The sequence below is a fragment of the Cupriavidus consociatus genome, assembly GCF_017814975.1.
GTDB classification, from domain to species: Bacteria; Pseudomonadota; Gammaproteobacteria; order Burkholderiales; family Burkholderiaceae; genus Cupriavidus; species Cupriavidus consociatus.
Window position 1 is genome coordinate 48455 of sequence record NZ_JAGIQA010000005.1, and the last position, 17813, is coordinate 66267.

Below are 17813 nucleotides of genomic sequence, written 5' to 3' on the forward strand. Positions count from 1 at the left end.
CCGTCCCGGCTGGCAGCGGGAGCACGGGGGGCCGCCTGCTACAATCTGGGCAATCCAACGGATTCACCATCATGGCAGGCATCCTGATCATCGCGCACACCCCGCTGGCTTCGGCCCTGCGCGATTGCGCCGCCCACGTCTACTGCGGCCAGCCGCAGCGGCTGGAAGCCATCGACGTCCTTCCCGATGCGGACCCCGCCGCCGTGCTGGCCGAGGCCAGGCGCCGCCTGGACGCCGTCTGCGAAGACAATGGCGCGCTGGTCCTGACCGATATCTTCGGCGCGACCCCGGCCAATATCGCCGCGCGCCTGGCCGAGCCGGGCCGTGTGCGCGTGCTGGCCGGCGTCAACCTGCCCATGCTCGTGCGCGCCATCTGCTACCGCAACGAGAAGCTCGACCAGCTTGTCAACAAGGCGCTGGCGGGCGGCTCGCAAGGCGTGCTGCAGGTCGGCACCACCACCGTACAGAACCAAACCGCCAACCATCCCGACAAATATGCTGCAGAGGGACACCACCATCATCAATAAGCTCGGACTGCATGCACGCGCGTCCGCCAAGCTGACCCAGCTCGCAGGCAGCTTCGTCAGCCAGGTCAAGATGTCCCGCAACGGGCGCCAGGTCGATGCCAAGAGCATCATGGGCGTGATGATGCTGGCGGCCGGCATCGGCTCCACGGTGACCCTCGAGACCGACGGGCCCGACGAGCAGGAAGCCATGGATGCGTTGCTGGCGCTGATCGCCAACCGGTTTGGTGAGGGAGAGTGAGGCCGGCGGCCCCGCTCCCGCAACTTCGAATTCTTAAACGTTCCTGACGGAGCGGTACATGCCTTTCGCCCTGCACGGCATCCCGGTCTCGCGCGGCGTGGCCATCGGCCGCGCGCACCTGCTCGCGCCCGCGGCGCTGGACGTGTCGCACTACCTGGTCGATGAAGACCAGCTCGATGCCGAGGTCGAACGGCTGCGCGCCGCCCGGGCCGCGGTGCGCGCGGAACTGGCGGCGCTCAAGCGCGACCTGCCGCGCGACGCGCCCGAGGAGATGGGCGCCTTCCTCGACGTGCACGCGATGATCCTCGACGACGAGGCGCTCGCGCGCGAGCCCGAGGCGCTGATCCGGGGCCGCCGCTACAACGCAGAGTGGGCACTCACCACGCGGCTCGAAGAACTGATGCGCCAGTTCGACGAGATCGAGGACGAATACCTGCGCGAGCGCAAGGCCGACATCCAGCAGGTGGTCGAGCGCATCCTGAAGGCGCTGGCCGGCGCCCCCGTGCTGGTACCGGCGCCGGTGCCGGCACTGGCGGCCGACGGCGAGCCGGCGCCGGGCGTGATCGTGGTGGCCCACGACATCGCCCCGGCCGACATGCTGCAGTTCCGCCACACCGTGTTCCACGGCTTTGTCACCGACCTGGGCGGGCGCACCTCGCACACCGCCATCGTCGCGCGCAGCCTGGATATCCCGGCCGCGGTGGGGGTGCAGAGCGCGAGCGAGCTGATCCGCCAGGACGACTGGATCATCATCGACGGCGACGCCGGGCTGGTGATCGTCGACCCCACGGCCATCATCCTCGAGGAATACCGCCACCGGCAAAGCGAGCGCGCGCTGGAGAAGAAGCACCTGCAGCGGCTGCGCCATACCCCGGCGGTGACGCTGGACGGGCTCGAGATCGAGCTGCTGGCCAATATCGAGATGGCCGAGGACGCCGGCTCCGCGCTGTCTGCGGGCGCGGTGGGCGTCGGCCTGTTCCGGTCCGAGTTCCTGTTCATGAACCGGCGCGGCGAACTGCCGGACGAGGAAGAGCAGTTCCAGGCCTACCGCGGCGCGGTCGACGCCATGCACGGGCTGCCGGTGACCATCCGCACCATCGATATCGGCGCGGACAAGCCGCTCGACGGCCGCGACGGACGCGATGGCCGCGGCGACGGGCGGGGCGATGACTTCGAAACGGCGCTAAACCCGGCGCTGGGGCTGCGCGCGATCCGCTGGTCGCTGTCGGAGCCGACCATGTTCCTGACCCAGCTGCGGGCGCTGCTGCGCGCCTCGGCCTTCGGTCCGGTGCGGCTGCTGGTGCCGATGCTGGCGCACGCCAGCGAGATCGACCAGACCCTGGCGCTGATCGCCAAGGCCAAGCGCCAGCTGGACGAGCGCGGCGAGCCGTATGACCCCGGCATGAAGGTCGGCGCCATGATCGAGATCCCGGCGGCGGTGCTGCTGCTGCCGCTGTTCCTGCGCAAGATGGATTTCCTGTCCATCGGCACCAACGACCTGATCCAGTACACGCTGGCGATCGACCGCGCCGACAATGCCGTGGCGCACCTGTTCGATCCGCTGCACCCGGCCGTGCTGCAACTGGTGGCGCGCACCATCCGCGAGGCCAACCGCGCCGGCGTTCCGGTGGCCGTGTGTGGCGAAATGGCGGGGGATCCTTCCATGACGCGGCTGCTGCTGGGCATGGGCCTGCGCGAGTTCTCGATGCACCCGGCGCAGTTGCTGCGGGTCAAACAGGAGATCCTGCACGCCAATTGCGAGCACCTCGAACCGCTGGTGGACCAGGTGCTCAATGCCTATGATCCCGAGGACCTCGCGGCGGCGCTGAGCCAGATCTCCAGACCCTGATAGGGGCAGGGTTTTCCGAGGGCGCGAGGCGGCAAACGAGGCACTTTAAGCTACCGGAGAGTGCCGCTTCCGCCGCCTTCTTTTAACGTCTGATGCAGTTTTACCACCCGATGTGCAGAGACGTTCCCATGTCGCTAATGGGAATTGTTATCATTTTCGATCTCTGATATTCTGACGTTCATTCGCAGTGGCATGCCGGTGCCACGCGCCCCAACGGAGGGATTTGTGTACGTCTGCATCTGCAACCAGATCACCGATCGTGAGATCCACGGTGCCGCTCACCTGGGCGTCGAGACCCTCGACGAACTGGCCGAGACGCTTGGCGTCGGCACATGCTGCGGACGTTGCCGCGACTGCGCGCAGCAAGTGTTGCAGGAGGGCGTCGCGGCGGTGCGCAATGTCACCAAGGCCACGCTCGCAAGCATCCAGGTTGTGGAGATTTCTTCCTGTTCCGTGTCGGGCCCATGTACCATAATGGACACTCGGGACCCGGCAGTCGCGAACGACCAGCGCAAGGCGCTGGTTGCCTGAACGCGCCCATGTGAGCTGAAAGTCAGTTCACGGCGCGTTTTGCGCATTTCTATTCTCACCGACTGCACGCGGCGCCAATGGCGCCGCTTCGTGTTTTTGCGCGGGCCCGATGCAACAGGAGCCGCCAATGAAAGGTGACAAGAAGGTCATCCAGCATCTGAACGCCCAGCTCAAGAACGAGCTGACCGCGATCAACCAGTATTTCCTCCACGCTCGCATGTACCGTCACTGGGGCCTGAAAAAGCTCGGTGACGTCGAGTACAAGGAATCGATCGGCGAAATGAAGCACGCCGACCGCCTGATCGACCGCATCCTGATGCTGGACGGCCTGCCCAACCTGCAGGACCTGCACAAGCTGCTGCTGGGCGAAGACACGCCAGAAATGCTCAAGTGCGACCTGAAGCTGGAGCAGACCGCGCACCAGACCGTCAAGGAAGGCATCGCCTACTGCGAATCGGTCGGCGACTACGTCAGCCGCGAAATCCTGGTCGATATCCTCACCGACACCGAGGAACATATCGAATACCTGGAAACGCAGCTGGACCTGATCGACAAGGTCGGCCTGCAGAACTACCTGCAGTCGCAGATGGAGCCGGGCGAGCAGTAAGCCGTCCGTCCCAGGCCCGGCCGCCGCTGCGGTATGCTGCAAAGGCGGCCAGCCTTACCGCGCGCGGCGCCACCCGGCGCTGCCATGTTGTTCGGCTGTAGGCAGTAACCTTTCTCATTCCAATTCCTTTCTTCATCCAGGCGTGCCTGGCCCGGTAGTGGCTCCTGCCCGGCCGGCGCGCTGCGACGGAGCCAGCCATGACCACCGGTCCCATCCGCCTGACACAGTACAGCCACGGCGCTGGCTGCGGCTGCAAGATTTCCCCCAAAGTGCTCGATGTGATCCTCGCCGGCAGCGGGGCGCAGCACCTCGATCCGCGGCTGTGGGTGGGCAATGCCTCGCGCGACGATGCTGCGGTCTATGCGATCGATGGCACGGACAGCGGAAGAGGCGTGGTGTCGACAACGGACTTCTTCATGCCCATCGTCGACGACCCGTTCGACTTCGGGCGCATCGCCGCCACCAATGCGATCAGCGATATCTATGCAATGGGCGGCGACCCGCTGATGGCCATCGCCATCCTCGGCTGGCCGGTCAACGTCCTGCCGCCCGAGGTTGCGCGCGAGGTGGTTGCAGGCGGGCGGCGCGCCTGCGACGACGCCGGCATCCCGCTTGCCGGCGGACATTCGATCGATGCGCCGGAGCCCATCTTCGGGCTCGCCGTTACCGGCATCGTCGAGCGCGCCCACATGAAGCGCAATGACACCGCCACGCCCGGCTGCCGGCTGTACCTGACCAAGCCGCTGGGTATCGGCGTGCTGACGACGGCCGAGAAGAAGGGCATGCTGCGGACCGACAACCGCGACCTCGCGCGCGACTGGATGTGCGTGCTGAACCGTCCCGGCAGCGCCTTCGGGCGACTGCCTGGCGTGCGCGCGATGACCGACGTGACCGGCTTCGGGCTGCTCGGCCACCTGGTCGAGATGGCCGACGGCAGTGGACTGACCGCGCGCCTGGATTACGCGGCGGTGCCGGTGCTCGACGACGTGGTCGACTACATTGGCCAGGGCTGCGTGCCGGGCGGCACGCAGCGCAATTTCGACAGCTACGGCCACCGCATCACGCCGCTGACGGAGGTGCAGCGCGCGGTGCTGTGCGATCCGCAGACCAGCGGCGGGCTGCTGGTGGCGGTCGAGCTGGCCGGCGAGGCGGAGTTTGCGGCCGAATGCCAGCGCCTTGGCTTGTCGCTGACGCCCATCGGAGAAATGGTGGCACGCGCGGCGCTGGCCGTCGAAGTCGCCTGAGGCTGGCTGAGATGCGTGCTGATACCGCGGACTTCCGCAGCCTGTTTCTCAGTGGCGTGCCGATGCTGGATGTGCGCGCGCCGCTGGAGTTCGCGCGCGGCGCCTTTCCGGGCGCGGTCAACCTGCCGCTGATGGATGACGCCGAGCGCCACGCCGTCGGCCTGTGCTACGCCCAGAAAGGTCAGCAGGCCGCGATCGAGCTTGGGCACCAGCTGGTGTCGGGCGAGCACAAGGCGTCCCGCGTCGCCGCGTGGTCGGACTTTGCCCGTGCGCATCCGGATGGCTACCTGTATTGCTTCCGCGGCGGGCTGCGCTCGCAGCTGGTGCAGCAATGGCTGCACGACGCCGGCATCGACTATCCGCGCGTAACGGGCGGCTACAAGGCGATGCGCGCCTTCCTGATCGCCACCCTCGACGCCGCGGCCGCCGGGCAGCAGTGGCTGGTGCTGGGTGGCATGACGGGCAGCGGCAAGACCGACGTGCTGGCCGACGTGCCGGCTGCGCTCGACCTGGAGGGCCATGCGCGGCACCGCGGCTCGGCCTTTGGCAGGCGTGCGCAGGCGCAACCGCCACAGGTTGATTTCGAGAACGCACTGACGATCGATGTGCTGCGCCGTATCGAGGCCCGCTTCCGCGCGCTGGTGGTGGAAGACGAGGGCCGCTTTATCGGCAGCCGCGATGTGCCGCAAGCGCTGACGCAACGCATGCAGGCGAGCCCGCTGGTGTGGCTCGAAGCGTCTTTCGAGGAACGCGTGGAGCGCGTGCTGCGCGATTACGTGCAGGGGCTGGCGGCGGAATTCGTCTCCGGGCATGGCGACGGCATGGGTTTCGACGCTTATTCCGCCCGGCTGCGCGACGCCATGGCGGCGATCGCACCGCGGCTCGGGGGAGAGCGCTACGGCAAGCTGTCGGCGTTGCTGGAGCAGGCGCTGGCGCGGCAGGCCGAGTCAGGCGACGTGGCGCTGCACCGCGGCTGGATCGAGATCCTGCTGCGCGACTACTACGATCCCATGTATGCCTACCAGCGCGCGCAGCGCGATGCGCGCATCGTGTTCCGCGGCGACCGCGCCGCGGTCACCGACTGGCTGCTCGCGCACTCGGCGCCGCAGGACTGAGCGGCAACCCCGTTCGAGTGTTCAGTGCCCGCCGCACACCGGGCACTCCGGAGTGCGGGCCAGCCGCATCGTGGTCCATTCCATCGACAGCGCGTTGACCATCAGCAGCCGTCCCGCCAGGCTCTCGCCCACGCCAGCCAGCAGCTTGAGTGCCTCGGCCGCCTGCACCGTGCCGACCATGCCGACCAGCGGCGCGAACACGCCCATGGTGGCGCAGGCGACTTCCGGCGCGGGCTCTGCAGGCGGGAACAGGCAGGCGTAGCAGGGCGCTTCGGGCTGGCGCCGGTCGAACACGCTGATCTGGCCGTCGAAGCGCAGCGCGGCCCCCGACACCAGCGGCACCTTGTGGTGGACGCAGGCGCGGTTGACTGCCTGGCGCGTGGCAAAGTTGTCGCAGCAGTCCAGCACCACGCTGGCCGAGGCGACCAGCTGTTCCAGCTCGGCATCGCCCACGCGCGCCGGCACCGTGACGATTTCCAGCCCCGGGTTGATGCGCAGCATGCCTTCGCGCGCCGAGTCGACCTTGGGCCGGCCCACATTGGCGGTGGTGTGGATGATCTGGCGCTGCAGGTTGGTCAGATCGACCTCGTCGTTGTCGACGATGGTGATGAGGCCCACGCCGGCCGAGGCCAGGAAGGGCAGCGCGGCGGCGCCCAGCCCGCCGGCACCGATCACCAGCGCATGCCCGGACAGCAGGCGCCGCTGTCCTTCGATGCCAAGCTCGTCCAGCAGGATGTGCCGGGAGTAGCGCAGCAGTTGTTCGTCGTTGAGGCCGTCGTCGCTCATGATGGAATCCCGAACAGGGCAGCCCCTCTCCCGCAAGCGGGAGAGGGGCACACCGGCGGTGTAGATCAGCGCCTCAGGGCGCCTTGCCGGTCGGCGTCCCCAGCGGCTCGCCGATCGGCGCGCTTGCCGGCGGCTGCTTGCCCGGAGCCGGGGCGGCAGGCTTGGCGGCCGGCTTGGCGCCGCCCTTCGGCTTCGCCGCCTTGCCGTTGTCAGCCGGCGGGTTGGTTTCCAGCTTCGACTTGGAGCGCTTGACCGGCTGGCCGTTGAGCTGGGCGATCGCCTGCTGCAGCATGAAGTCGTCGGCGGAGCCGAATTCCACCGGCTTCTTGCGGCGGTCCTTCTCGCGCTCTTCCGGCGTCTTCTTCGCGTTCTCTTCCTCCAGGCGGCGCAGTTCCTCGACGCGGCGCTGCTCGCGCTCGGTCATCTCCGGCTCTTCCGATTCCTGCTTGTTGTGCAGGTGGCGCTCGGTGTCGATCTCGCGCGTGATCAGCGCGTCGTCCGGATCGCCTTCGGGGTTCTGGTCGACCGGGATATCCGGGCGGATGCCCTTGGCCTGGATCGACTTGCCGCTCGGCGTGTAGTAGTACGCGATGGTCAGCTTGATGCCGGTGTCGTTGGTCAGCGGCCGCACGGTCTGCACCGAGCCCTTGCCGAAGGTGGTCTTGCCCATGATCTGGGCGCGGTGGTGGTCCTGCAGCGCGCCCGCGACGATCTCGGATGCCGAGGCCGAGTAGGCGTTGGTCAGCACCACCATCGGGATCTTCTTGTACAGCGCGGGCAGGCTCTTGAGCGGATCGTCGTCCAGCGACGACAGGCGGTAGTTGTTGTACGACGCCTTGTAGGTACGCTTGGCATCGGGCACCTGGCCATTGGTCGAGACCACGGTGGCGTCTTCCGGCAGGAAGGCCGCAGCCACGCCGACCGCGCCTTGCAGCACGCCGCCGCCGTTGTTGCGCAGGTCCAGCACCAGGCCCTTCATGTTGGGGTTCTTCTGCGCGAGTTCGGCCAGCTTGCGCGACAGGTCGGCGACGGTGCGCTCCTGGAAGCTGGTCAGGCGCACCCAGCCGATATTGTGGTCAAGCATCTTGGCCTTGACCGACTGCACGCGGATCTCGGCGCGCGTGATCGAGACCGGGAAGGTGCGTTCCTCGCTCTTGCGGTAGATGGTCAGCGTGACCTTGGTGCCCGGCTCGCCGCGCATGCGCTTGACCGCCTGCTCCAGCGGCAGGCCGCGCACCGGCTTGTCGTCGATGCGGGTGATCAGGTCGCCCGGCTGGATGCCGGCGCGGAACGCGGGCGTATCCTCGATCGGGTTAATCACCTTGACCAGGCCTTCTTCCTGCGAGATCTCGATGCCCAGGCCGGCAAAGCGGCCGCGGGTGCCTTCCTGCAGTTCCTTGAAGTCCTTCTCGTCCAGGTAGGACGAATGCGGGTCGAGGCTGGCGACCATGCCCTTGATGGCTTCGGTCAGCAGCTTCTTGTCATCGACCGGCTCGACGTATTCGCGCTTGATCTGCCCGAAGATATCGGCCATCAGCCGCAGCTGGTCCAGCGGCAAGGGGCCCGATGAGTTCTGTGCGGTCGCCGAGATCTGCAGCGTGGCGAGCACGCCGGCGACGAGGCCGACAGAAACTAGACTGATGTTCTTGAGCGTCTTGCGCATGAGGGCTGCCTGAACGTGTACGGATTGTACGTATGGGGATTATGCCGGCTGCGGGCGCCCGGCGTCGGGAAGACCGGAACTGCGGGGCGCTTGTGTCCGACAGTATAAGGGCGAGTGGATAAATGGACCTGCCACGTCCCGGTTCAGGGTGGGCGGCCGCACACCGGCGCGCAGGCGCCGGCGCGGCTGCCCAGGCGGGGCTCAGCGCGCCTTGCCCTGGTTGGCCACGGCCGCCAGCGAAGCGGCGATGGCGTCCTGGTCGCCCAGGTAGTAGTGGCGGATCGGGCGCAGGTCGGCGTCCAGCTCGTACACGAGCGGGGTGCCATTGGGGATGTTGAGTCCAACGATATCGTCATCCGAAATCTGGTCCAGGTACTTCACCAGCGCGCGGATGCTGTTGCCGTGCGCGGCAATGACCACACGCTTGCCGGATTTGATGTCGGGAGCGATCGATTCGTTCCACAGCGGCATCACGCGGGCGACCGTGTCCTTCAGGCATTCGGTCAGCGGGATCTCGTTGCGCGGCACATTGGCGTAGCGGGGATCGTCGAACGAAGCACGCGGATCGGTCGGCTCCAGTGCCGGGGGCGGCGTGTCATAGCTGCGGCGCCACACCAGCACCTGCTCGTCGCCGAACTTGGCCGCGGTCTCGGCCTTGTTCAGCCCCGCCAGCGCGCCATAGTGGCGTTCGTTCAGGCGCCATTCGTTGCGCACCGGGATCCACATCAGGTCCATTTCGTCCTGCACGTGCCATAGTGTGCGGATGGCGCGCTTGAGGACCGAGGTGTAGGCGATGTCGAAGCCGAAGCCGGCTTCCTTGAGCAGCTTGCCGGACTGGCGTGCCTGGGCGGCGCCGGTTTCGGTGAGGTCGACGTCGACCCAGCCGGTGAAGCGGTTTTCAAGGTTCCAGGTGGATTCGCCGTGGCGGATAAGGACGAGCTTGTACATGCTGCTGCTTCCAGAGAGTAGGTAACCTGCGTGCGTCCGCGCCGCCACCTGGTCCGAAGTGCTTCATGGGCGCCCCATGTCTCGGACAGGCGACAATGGCGGGTGGCCCGCTGCGGCAGGGGCCCGGACGCCAAACCGCATATTTTATAATGCCGCCGACCCAACCTACCGGAAAGCCAACGTGAATTTCTTTGCCGACTACAACAACCTCGCCCTGATCGCCCTGGCCGTGGTCTCCGGCGGCCTGCTGGCCTGGCCTGCGATCTCGCGCAGCACCGGCGCCAAGTCCGTCAATACGGCCGCCGCCACGCAGCTGATCAACAAGCGTGGCGCCGTCGTGGTCGACATCCGCGAGCCCGCCGAGTACGCCAAGGGTCACCTGCCCCAGGCCAAGAGTGCCCCGCTGGGCGACCTGGCCTCGCGCGCCGCGGGTCTTGCAAAGGATAAGGCGGCCCCCATCATCGTGGTATGCCAGAACGGCCAGCGCGCGGGCAAGGCTCAGGCAGCGCTGAAGGAAGCCGGTTACAGTGAGATCTATGCGCTCGAGGGCGGTATCGCCGCCTGGCAGCAGGCGGGTCTGCCGCTGGTCAAGTAAGCTGCCGATGGCGCGGCTTTTGCGTTCATTGCAGAAACCCGGCTGAGGCCCCTGGTCGATCTCGTTGGTTGTCGGCGCTGGGCCGTATTTCCGCCGTATCCGTCACAAGGCGTCCGCCCGCCGGGTCGTGCGCTGAACTCGTATTGAAGGAGAACCCACATGGCACGCGTCGTCATGTACAGCACCGTGGTGTGCCCGTTTTGCAATATGGCTGAACGCCTGCTCAAGTCCCGCGGGGTCGAGACGATCGAGAAGATCCTGATCGACCGCGAACCGGGCAAGCGCGAAGAAATGATGTCGCGTACCGGGCGCCGTACCGTGCCGCAGATCTACATCGACGAGACCCATGTGGGCGGCTTCGACGACCTCTCGGCGCTGGACCGCAAGGGCGGCCTGATGCCGCTGCTGGCAGCCTGATCGCGCTGGCGGTCAGAACTCTCTCATTCCTGGCCGTCCCAGCGCCGGCGCGGGTGAAATCGCCACCCGCGTCATGTACCATATGCGCTTTCCACTTTTCCAACCGGGCACCGGCCAGTCCTTGCGCCTCGCAGGCGCTGCCGCCGCCGCGCCCAACGCCCATCCTCCCGGAAGCCTTTCATGAGCGACCAGCAAAACACCCAGCAGGACGATCAACCCTTCTTCAACATCCAGCGCGTCTACCTGAAGGACATGTCGCTGGAGCAGCCCAATTCGCCCGGCATCTTCCTGGAATCGGAAGCCCCGTCGGTGGAAGTGCAGGTCAACGTTGGCGCTTCGCAGCTGCAGGAAGGCATCTTCGAGGTGGTCGTGACCGGCACCGTGACGACCAAGGTGCAGGACAAGGTGGCATTCCTGGTGGAAGCGCACCAGGCCGGCATTTTCGATATCCGCAACGTGCCGGTGGAGCAGCTGGACCCGCTGCTGGGCATCGCCTGCCCGACCATCCTCTACCCGTACCTGCGCGGCAATATCGCGGACGTGATCACCCGTGCCGGCTTCCAGGCCATCCACCTGTCGGAAATCAATTTCCAGGCGCTGTACGAGCAACGCCTGCAGGCGGCCATGCAGGAAGCCCAGGCGGCCGAAGGCGGCAACAGCGGCATCGTGATGCCCGACGGCAGCCAGGCCCGCCACTGAGCGAGCGACCTGCCGCGCCATGCTACGGAACGGGGCTGCGGCCCCGTTTTGCTTGTGCGCATGTTGTAGCGCCTGATTTCTCTCCGATCGAGCTGCCATGAAACTGACCTTTCTCGGTGCCGGTGCCTGGGGCACCGCCCTCGCCAGCCATGCCGCGGCCACCAATGACGTGGTGCTGTGGGGGCGCGATGCCGCGCAACTGGCGGCCATCGCCGCGACGCGTGAAAACGCTGCCTACCTGCCTGGCGTGAAGCTGTCCGGGCGGCTGGCGGTGCAAGCCGATTTCGAGCAAGCGGTGGCCCATGCCGCGGACAATCCGGACGGCATTGTGGTGGTCGCCACGCCGGTCTCCGGACTGCGTGAAATGACGCGCCGGCTGGCCACGCGCAGCGCCCGGCCTGTGTCGATGCTGTGGCTGTGCAAGGGTTTCGAGGCCGGCACGCACCTGCTGCCGCACCAGATGGTGCGCGCCGAACTCGATGCCGCCGGCCGCACGGAAGGCTTTGACTACGGCGTGCTGACCGGCCCCAGCTTCGCGCGCGAAGTCGCGCAAGGCCTGCCGTGCGCGCTGACGGTGGCGGGCAGCGTGCCGTCGCTGGCGGAGCGGGCCCAGCAGGCCTTCCATCACCACGCCATGCGCATCTACGGCAGCGACGACCTGACCGGCGTCGAGGTCGGCGGCGCCGTCAAGAATGTGCTGGCGATCGCCACCGGGGCCAGCGACGGGCTCGGCCTCGGCCTGAATGCGCGGGCCGCGCTGGTGACGCGGGGGCTGGCCGAGATGACGCGGCTGGGACTGGCGCTGGGCGGGCGGATCGAGACCTTCATGGGGCTGGCCGGCGTCGGCGACCTGATCCTGACCGCGACCGGCGACCTGTCGCGCAACCGCAAGGTCGGGCAGCAACTGGCCGCCGGGCAGAGCCTGGAGCAGATCCTGGCCGGCCTGGGCCACGTGGCCGAAGGCGTGCGCTGCGCGCAGGCCGTGGCCGAGCTGGCCGCCGCGCATGGCGTCGAGATGCCGATCGCGCGCGCGGTGTGCGCCGTGCTGTTCGACGGCCTGGGTGCCGCCGATGCGGTCGCGCAATTGCTCCAGCGCGATGCGCGCGATGAATGACGCCGCGCGCGCTCCAATCCTCCTGAAGACATTTAAATTTTCCGCATGCCTACCCGCCGACACGCGTTGATCGCGCTTGCCGCCGCCTGCGCTGCCGGCGCCTCCGCCAGCGTGCTGGCGCAACCGTGGCCCGCGCACCCCATCCGCATGGTGGTGCCGTTCCCGCCGGGCTCGTCGCCTGACCTGATCGCCCGCATCGTCACCGAGAAGCTGGCCGTCGCGCTGGGCCAGCCCGTCGTGATCGAAAACCGGCCCGGCGCCGGCGGCAATATCGGCACCGGCATGGTGGCGCGTGCCGCCCCGGACGGCTATACGCTGCTGTTCACCATCAACGGGCCGCTGGTCACCGCGCCAACGCTGTCGCGCAACCTCAACTACGACCCGTTCCGCCAGCTCGCCCCGGTGACGCTGGTGGCCACCTCGCCCAATGTGCTGGTGGTCGACGCGCGGCTGCCGGTGCATAGCCTGCGCGAGTTCGTCGCGCTGGCCAGGTCGAAACCGGGCGCGCTGAACTATGGCTCGCCCGGCAATGGCAGCGCGTCGCACCTGGCGATGGAGCAGCTCAAGGCCATGGCTGGGATCGACCTGCAGCACGTGCCGTATCCGGGCTTCCCGCAGATCGCCACGGCAATGGTGGGAGGGCAGGTGCAGGCGGGCTTCATGGTGCCGGCCATTGCGATGCCGCAGGTCAACGCGGGCAAGCTGCGCGTGCTGGCGGTGACGACGACCGGCCGCACCGCGGTGCTGCCCTCGGTGCCGACGGTGGCGGAATCGGGTTATCCGGGCTTCGAGGCGATCTCGTGGCAGGCCGTGCTGGCGCCAGCCGGTACGCCGCAACCGGTGATCGATCGTCTATATCGTGAACTGGTGGCGATCATCGGCAGCGCCGACGTGCGCGACAAGATGCGGGCGCAGTATTTCATTCCGGCAGGAACTGCGCCAGCGTCGCTGCGCCAGACCATGGTCAGCGAGAAGGCGCGTTGGGACAAGGTCATCCGCGCTGCGGGCGTGCAGCCGGAGTAGGCAGGGCAGGGCGCTTAGCTGCCGCCCGCGAAGCCGTTCTGCCGCCACGCCTCGAACACCACCACCGCCACCGTATTCGACAGGTTCAGGCTTCGGTTGTCCGGCCGCATCGGCAGCCGGATGCGTTGCGCCGGCGGGAACCACTCGCGCCGCTCCGGCGACAGCCCGCGCGTTTCCGAGCCAAACACAAACCAGTCCCCCGGCCGGAATGCCACCTGTCCGAACGGCATCGAGCCGCGCGTGGTCAGCGCGAACATGCGCTCGGGATCGGGTTGCTCGCTGGCCATCAGCGCGTCCCAGTTCTCATGCACGCGCATGGTCGCGTACTCGTGGTAGTCCAGCCCGGCGCGGCGCATGCGCGCGTCGTCCAGCGGGAATCCCAGCGGTTTGACCAGGTGAAGCTGCGCGCCGGTGTTGGCGCACAGGCGGATCACATTGCCGGTATTGGGCGGGATTTCAGGTTCGACCAGGACGACGTTAAACATGATGCGCAGCTTCTTGAGAACGGTGCGCAGCTTAACGCGCGCACCGGGCGCTGTCATCCGGGCTAGGGCGTACGCAGCGCAACGATCACGCTGACGCGTGCCGCGCCGTGCGCCTTGAGGACAAGCGCTGCCTCATGCAGTGTCGCGCCGGAAGTCATCACGTCGTCCACCAGCGCCACATGCAGCCCATCCAGCCGCGCGGGCCGCGTCAGCCGGAACGCATCGCGCAGGTTCACCTGCCGCGCGGCCAGGTCCAGCGCGCGCTGGCTGCCGGTATCGCGCCGGCGCCGCAGCAGCACGGGATCGGCGCGCAGGTCGAGCCGGCGCGCCAGCGGGCGGGCGATTTCCCATGCCTGGTTGAAGCCGCGCGCGGCCAGCCGTTGCAGCGCCAGCGGGATGGGGGCGAGCAGGTCGGGCGGCGCCAGCCCCTGCGCCGCCCAAGCCGCCGGCAGGATCGCAGCGAGGCTGCCCGCCAGCCAGTCGGCCAGCGGCAGCGCGTGGCCGAACTTGAGAGACAGCACCAGGCTGTCCTGCGGGCTGGCGTAGTCGCCCAGCGTGCAGGCATGGTCGAACGCCGGCGGCATGGCGGCGCAGCCCGGGCAGCCGGCATGGCGGCCCAGCGCCAGCGCGCAAACGGGGCAGCGCCGTAGCGGCCGCAGCAGGTCCGCGGCGCAGGGCGCGCACACCACATCCCGCTGCACGCTGCCGCACAGCGCGCAGGCACTTGGCAGCAGCGCGGGGACAGCGGACCGCCAGGCGCGGCGGACCATCCCGGCGCCTATCGCGGCGCGCGCGTATACTTGCCGTCCGGCCGCGGCCCATCTTGCGCGGCGGCCGCGTTCGTCCGGCGCGCGCGCCGGTTCCTGGTTTTCTTGCTGCCCTGCCTGTCCGTGTCCCTGCATGCCGCCGATCTCCCCGATAGCTCCGCTGGTAACGATGCCTTCCTGCCGCCCGCGCGCCTGACCCGGCTCGCCTTCGACCGGCGCAGCCGCCATTTCGGCCAGCTCGACTTCCTTCTGGGCGAGATCGGCCGCCGCATGCAAGAGCGCATGGAGGTGATCCGGCTGGCGCCGCAACGCGCGCTGGACATCGGCTGCGGCCATGGCCAGGGGCTGGCGGCGCTGCGCGCCCGCTTCCCGGATGCGCAGATCGCTGGCCTGGACATCTCCGGGGCAATGCTGGCGGAAGCCGGCCAGCGCGACCAGCAGCGCCGCCCGGGCTGGCTCGGCCGCATGCTGGGCAAGCGGCCGCTGTTCGACCTGGTCCAGGGTGATCTTGCCACACTGCCTTTTGCGCCCGCGAGCTTCGACCTGCTGTGGTCCAACCTGGCGCTGCACTGGCATCCGGAGCCGCACCGCGTATTCCCGGAATGGCACCGCGTGACGCGTGACGAAGGGCTGGTGCTGTTCTCGCTGTTCGGCCCCGATACCCTTGGCGAACTGCGCGCGGCCTTTGCCGAAGTCGATGGCGCGCCCCATACGTTGCGCTTTGTCGACATGCACGACATTGGCGACATGCTGGTCCACGGCGGCTGGTCTACACCGGTGATGGACATGGAAACCCTGACCGTGACCTACGAGTCGCCCGCCACGCTGCTGCACGAGGTGCAGGCCTTCGGCGGCCTGCGCGGCCCGGCCAGCGCGCTGCCGCAAGGCCTGCGCGGCAGGCGCTGGTACCAGGCGCTGACACAGGCGCTGGAGCGGCGCCGCAACGCCGACGGGGTGATCCCGCTGACCTTCGAGATCGTCTACGGCCATGCGTGGAAACTGCCGGCGCGCGGGGGCCAGGTGCGCGACGACCAGGGCCGCGCCGTGGTGCCGCTGGACCAGATCGGGCGTGCAAAGCCCCGTCGGGCAGGTTAAAACAGAGTTAACTTGCGCGTGCGACAGATTGCCGCAGACTGAGGGCCGGCGCGGCATTCCGGGCTATTTCCCATGCACAGAATCGAGCGGCGCGCAAGCGCCCTGGTCAAGGGCCGCCCTTGTCCGTGTATGGGAAGCGCCCTATAATGCGCCAGTTTGTCGCAGTGGTCCCCTGGCACAAGAACGTCCTGGTTTTGCACCTGCACTGTGCAGCCCGGGCGCCAACGTCCCGGGTGTGCATCCGATGCAGAGTGGTTGGCGATGCAAGACTTGGGTATCGCATTCCAGACGGCAGGTGGTGACTCCGGCGGAAATCACGACGGACCTCTCCCCGCGCCCCACGACTGGCTGATGAAGCGGAATTGCTCGCTGAGTCCACGCCAGGTCGGCTGGTTTTACCTCTCGATCCTCACTGTCTCGCTTGCCATCGCGTTGTTTTTCGCGTGGCAAGGGTCCTGGCTCGTGCTGCCGTTTGCCAGCATCGAGCTGGCCGGGCTGGGGATCGCCCTGCTTGTGTATGCGCGCCATGCGACAGACTATGAGCGCGTCAGCATTACCGACGGCATGCTGGTCGTGGAGACAGCCAGCGGCACGCAGGTGACGCGCCACGAATTCAACCCGCGCTGGGTGCGGGTCGAACTGGGTGAATCGCTCCGCGCGCTGGTGACGCTGCGCTCGGGCGGGCGTGAGGTACAGGTGGGGTGTTACGTGGACCCGTATCGGCGACGCAAGTTCGCGCAGGAGCTCGCAGCGGCCTTGCGCCACCTCTGAGAGGGGGCAGGGGCGGCGGCGGGGACAGATTTGAATCTGTAAATTGGGTAGATAACAAATGAAAATGTGGAAGAAGGCATCCGCAGCTTGTCTGGCAGGTGCGTCCCTGCTTGCCAGCCACGCGGCGTTCGCAGTCAGCGACATGCCCGGCGGCCCCGCCGTGCGCCAGCTCAACCTGACCGAGCCCGTTACCAAGATCGCCGAACAGATTCACTGGCTGAACTGGATGATGCTGATCATCTGCACGGTGATCTTCGTCGCGGTGTTCGCCGTGATGTTCTATTCCATCTTCACGCACCGCAAGGCAAAGGGTTCCAAGCCCGCTTCCTTCCACGAAAGCATCACGGTCGAGGTGGTCTGGACCATCGTCCCGTTCCTGATCGTGATCGCGATGGCTCTGCCGGCCACCAAGACCGTGGTCGCGATGAAGGACACCACCAACTCCGACATCACCATCAAGGCCACCGGCTACCAGTGGAAGTGGGGCTATGACTACCTGAAGGGCGAAGGCGAGGGCATCTCCTTCGTGTCGACCCTGACCACCCCGCGCGAGCAGATCAACAACGAGCAGCCCAAGGGCAACACCTACCTGATGGAGGTGGACAACGAGGTGGTCGTGCCGGTCAACAAGAAGATTCGCATCGTCACCACCGCTAACGACGTGATCCACGCCTGGATGATCCCGGCCTTCGGCGTCAAGCAGGATGCGATTCCCGGCTTCGTGCGCGACACCTGGTTCAAGGCCGAGAAGATCGGCGTGTACCGCGGCCAGTGCGCCGAGCTGTGCGGCAAGGAACACGCCTTCATGCCGATCGTGGTGCGCGTGGTGTCGGATGCCGACTACACCAAGTGGGTTGACGGCAAGAAGAAGGAGCTGATGGCCAAGGCCGACGATCCCAACAAGACCTGGACGCTGGACGAATCCAAGGTTCGTGGCGAGAAGGTCTACGCCGCCAACTGCGCGGTCTGCCACCAGCCCAACGGCAAGGGCGGCGGCGCCTTCCCGGCGCTCGACGGCTCCAAGCTGGTCAATGGCCCGAAGGCCGGCCAGATGCACATCCTGCTGGAAGGCAAGGGCGGCATGCCGTCGTGGAAGCAGCTGTCGGATACCGAGCTGGCAGCGGTCATGACCTATACGCGCAACGCCTGGAGCAACAAGACGGGTGAAGTGATCCAGCCGGGCGACTTCGTGGGTGCCCGCGCGGGCAAGTTCCCCGAAGGCGGCGGCGCAGGCGGCGAGGCCCCCAAGGCCGACGCCAGGCCCGCGGACAAGACCGGCGCCAAGCAGGCCAGCCTCGCGGGCAACCGCGTCGCAGGCTGACCCGCTGAAGACAGAACA

20 protein-coding genes are annotated in these 17813 nt (G+C 67.5%); 15 read left to right on the top strand and 5 right to left on the bottom strand.

Annotation, left to right across the window (positions count from 1 at the left end):
• Positions 1–71 precede the first annotated feature (71 nt).
• From J8I82_RS08580 to mnmH, 7 genes are all read left to right on the top strand, one after another.
• Positions 72–527, top strand: coding sequence for a PTS sugar transporter subunit IIA (locus tag J8I82_RS08580; protein ID WP_209756314.1), 456 nt, complete (start codon positions 72–74; stop codon positions 525–527).
• A complete protein-coding gene (locus J8I82_RS08585) occupies positions 496–765 on the top strand; it encodes an HPr family phosphocarrier protein (RefSeq protein ID WP_029046719.1) in 270 nt (89 codons plus the stop codon). Before J8I82_RS08580 ends, J8I82_RS08585 begins: the two co-directional genes overlap by 32 nt.
• Positions 766–823: 58 nt before the next feature.
• Entirely contained in the window at positions 824–2614 is a 1791-nt protein-coding gene (gene ptsP, locus J8I82_RS08590) for a phosphoenolpyruvate--protein phosphotransferase (RefSeq protein ID WP_209756316.1), read from the top strand.
• 225 nt (positions 2615–2839) lie between these two features.
• Positions 2840–3145 (top strand): (2Fe-2S)-binding protein, encoded by a 306-nt coding sequence (locus tag J8I82_RS08595; RefSeq protein WP_209756317.1) that lies wholly within the window; start codon positions 2840–2842, stop codon positions 3143–3145.
• 127 nt (positions 3146–3272) lie between these two features.
• Positions 3273–3752, top strand: a complete 480-nt coding sequence (gene bfr, locus J8I82_RS08600) for a bacterioferritin (RefSeq protein ID WP_061957256.1) — start codon at positions 3273–3275, stop codon at positions 3750–3752.
• A 197-nt stretch (positions 3753–3949) separates the two neighbouring features.
• Entirely contained in the window at positions 3950–4996 is a 1047-nt protein-coding gene (gene selD / locus J8I82_RS08605; protein WP_209756318.1) for a selenide, water dikinase SelD, read from the top strand.
• Positions 4997–5007: 11 nt separating this feature from the next.
• Entirely contained in the window at positions 5008–6111 is a 1104-nt protein-coding gene (gene mnmH, locus J8I82_RS08610) for a tRNA 2-selenouridine(34) synthase MnmH (protein ID WP_209756319.1), read from the top strand.
• 21 nt (positions 6112–6132) lie between these two features.
• Here the strand turns inward: mnmH and J8I82_RS08615 are convergent, their stop codons facing one another.
• From J8I82_RS08615 to gpmA, 3 genes are all read right to left on the bottom strand, one after another.
• Positions 6133–6897: a HesA/MoeB/ThiF family protein gene (locus J8I82_RS08615; RefSeq protein WP_209756320.1), complete on the bottom strand. Its 765-nt coding sequence runs from the start codon at positions 6895–6897 to the stop codon at positions 6133–6135.
• A gap of 73 nt (positions 6898–6970) precedes the next feature.
• Positions 6971–8560: a S41 family peptidase gene (locus tag J8I82_RS08620; RefSeq protein ID WP_209756321.1), complete on the bottom strand. Its 1590-nt coding sequence runs from the start codon at positions 8558–8560 to the stop codon at positions 6971–6973.
• 201 nt (positions 8561–8761) lie between these two features.
• The gene (gpmA, locus tag J8I82_RS08625; protein WP_209756322.1) at positions 8762–9508 is read right to left on the bottom strand and encodes a 2,3-diphosphoglycerate-dependent phosphoglycerate mutase; all 747 of its coding nucleotides are present in this window, start codon (positions 9506–9508) and stop codon (positions 8762–8764) included.
• A gap of 181 nt (positions 9509–9689) precedes the next feature.
• Between gpmA and J8I82_RS08630 the strand changes: the two genes are divergently transcribed.
• From J8I82_RS08630 to J8I82_RS08650, 5 genes are all read left to right on the top strand, one after another.
• Positions 9690–10103, top strand: coding sequence for a rhodanese-like domain-containing protein (locus tag J8I82_RS08630; RefSeq protein WP_209756323.1), 414 nt, complete (start codon positions 9690–9692; stop codon positions 10101–10103).
• A 159-nt stretch (positions 10104–10262) separates the two neighbouring features.
• A complete protein-coding gene (gene grxC, locus J8I82_RS08635; RefSeq protein ID WP_209756325.1) occupies positions 10263–10520 on the top strand; it encodes a glutaredoxin 3 in 258 nt (85 codons plus the stop codon).
• A gap of 180 nt (positions 10521–10700) precedes the next feature.
• On the top strand, positions 10701–11219 hold the full coding sequence (gene secB, locus J8I82_RS08640) for a protein-export chaperone SecB (protein WP_029046730.1): 519 nt from the start codon (positions 10701–10703) through the stop codon (positions 11217–11219).
• 97 nt (positions 11220–11316) lie between these two features.
• Positions 11317–12333 carry an NAD(P)H-dependent glycerol-3-phosphate dehydrogenase gene (locus tag J8I82_RS08645; RefSeq protein ID WP_209756327.1) on the top strand — a complete coding sequence of 339 codons (1017 nt, stop codon included), beginning with the start codon at positions 11317–11319 and terminating at the stop codon, positions 12331–12333.
• Positions 12334–12378: 45 nt separating this feature from the next.
• Positions 12379–13356 (top strand): Bug family tripartite tricarboxylate transporter substrate binding protein, encoded by a 978-nt coding sequence (locus J8I82_RS08650; protein WP_209756329.1) that lies wholly within the window; start codon positions 12379–12381, stop codon positions 13354–13356.
• A gap of 14 nt (positions 13357–13370) precedes the next feature.
• Here J8I82_RS08650 and trmL read toward each other — a convergent pair whose 3' ends face one another.
• Together trmL and J8I82_RS08660 are read right to left on the bottom strand one after the other, a co-directional pair.
• Positions 13371–13841 (bottom strand): tRNA (uridine(34)/cytosine(34)/5-carboxymethylaminomethyluridine(34)-2'-O)-methyltransferase TrmL, encoded by a 471-nt coding sequence (gene trmL, locus J8I82_RS08655; protein ID WP_209756331.1) that lies wholly within the window; start codon positions 13839–13841, stop codon positions 13371–13373.
• A gap of 62 nt (positions 13842–13903) precedes the next feature.
• Positions 13904–14611, bottom strand: a complete 708-nt coding sequence (locus J8I82_RS08660) for a ComF family protein (protein ID WP_245179578.1) — start codon at positions 14609–14611, stop codon at positions 13904–13906.
• A 120-nt stretch (positions 14612–14731) separates the two neighbouring features.
• Here J8I82_RS08660 and J8I82_RS08665 point away from each other — a divergent pair, with 120 nt between their 5' ends.
• The 3 genes from J8I82_RS08665 to coxB all read left to right on the top strand — a co-directional run bounded on the left by J8I82_RS08665 (position 14732) and on the right by coxB (position 17795).
• Positions 14732–15703 carry a methyltransferase domain-containing protein gene (locus J8I82_RS08665; RefSeq protein WP_284183046.1) on the top strand — a complete coding sequence of 324 codons (972 nt, stop codon included), beginning with the start codon at positions 14732–14734 and terminating at the stop codon, positions 15701–15703.
• A 261-nt stretch (positions 15704–15964) separates the two neighbouring features.
• Positions 15965–16474 carry a DUF2244 domain-containing protein gene (locus tag J8I82_RS08670; protein ID WP_133094196.1) on the top strand — a complete coding sequence of 170 codons (510 nt, stop codon included), beginning with the start codon at positions 15965–15967 and terminating at the stop codon, positions 16472–16474.
• Between the two features lie 58 nt (positions 16475–16532).
• A complete protein-coding gene (gene coxB / locus J8I82_RS08675) occupies positions 16533–17795 on the top strand; it encodes a cytochrome c oxidase subunit II (protein WP_209756337.1) in 1263 nt (420 codons plus the stop codon).
• Positions 17796–17813: the final 18 nt, after the last annotated feature.

Bases quoted from the DNA above. Each gene is read 5' to 3' on its own strand.
- J8I82_RS08580 (WP_209756314.1), top strand. From the start codon at position 72: ATGGCAGGCATCCTGATCATCGCGCACACCCCGCTGGCTTCGGCCCTG.
- J8I82_RS08585 (WP_029046719.1), top strand. From the start codon at position 496: ATGCTGCAGAGGGACACCACCATCATCAATAAGCTCGGACTGCATGCA.
- ptsP (WP_209756316.1), top strand. From the start codon at position 824: ATGCCTTTCGCCCTGCACGGCATCCCGGTCTCGCGCGGCGTGGCCATC.
- bfr (WP_061957256.1), top strand. From the start codon at position 3,273: ATGAAAGGTGACAAGAAGGTCATCCAGCATCTGAACGCCCAGCTCAAG.
- selD (WP_209756318.1), top strand. From the start codon at position 3,950: ATGACCACCGGTCCCATCCGCCTGACACAGTACAGCCACGGCGCTGGC.
- mnmH (WP_209756319.1), top strand. From the start codon at position 5,008: ATGCGTGCTGATACCGCGGACTTCCGCAGCCTGTTTCTCAGTGGCGTG.
- J8I82_RS08615 (WP_209756320.1), bottom strand. From the start codon at position 6,897: ATGAGCGACGACGGCCTCAACGACGAACAACTGCTGCGCTACTCCCGG.
- J8I82_RS08620 (WP_209756321.1), bottom strand. From the start codon at position 8,560: ATGCGCAAGACGCTCAAGAACATCAGTCTAGTTTCTGTCGGCCTCGTC.
- gpmA (WP_209756322.1), bottom strand. From the start codon at position 9,508: ATGTACAAGCTCGTCCTTATCCGCCACGGCGAATCCACCTGGAACCTT.
- grxC (WP_209756325.1), top strand. From the start codon at position 10,263: ATGGCACGCGTCGTCATGTACAGCACCGTGGTGTGCCCGTTTTGCAAT.
- secB (WP_029046730.1), top strand. From the start codon at position 10,701: ATGAGCGACCAGCAAAACACCCAGCAGGACGATCAACCCTTCTTCAAC.
- J8I82_RS08645 (WP_209756327.1), top strand. From the start codon at position 11,317: ATGAAACTGACCTTTCTCGGTGCCGGTGCCTGGGGCACCGCCCTCGCC.
- J8I82_RS08650 (WP_209756329.1), top strand. From the start codon at position 12,379: ATGCCTACCCGCCGACACGCGTTGATCGCGCTTGCCGCCGCCTGCGCT.
- trmL (WP_209756331.1), bottom strand. From the start codon at position 13,841: ATGTTTAACGTCGTCCTGGTCGAACCTGAAATCCCGCCCAATACCGGC.
- J8I82_RS08660 (WP_245179578.1), bottom strand. From the start codon at position 14,611: ATGGTCCGCCGCGCCTGGCGGTCCGCTGTCCCCGCGCTGCTGCCAAGT.
- J8I82_RS08670 (WP_133094196.1), top strand. From the start codon at position 15,965: ATGCAAGACTTGGGTATCGCATTCCAGACGGCAGGTGGTGACTCCGGC.
- coxB (WP_209756337.1), top strand. From the start codon at position 16,533: ATGAAAATGTGGAAGAAGGCATCCGCAGCTTGTCTGGCAGGTGCGTCC.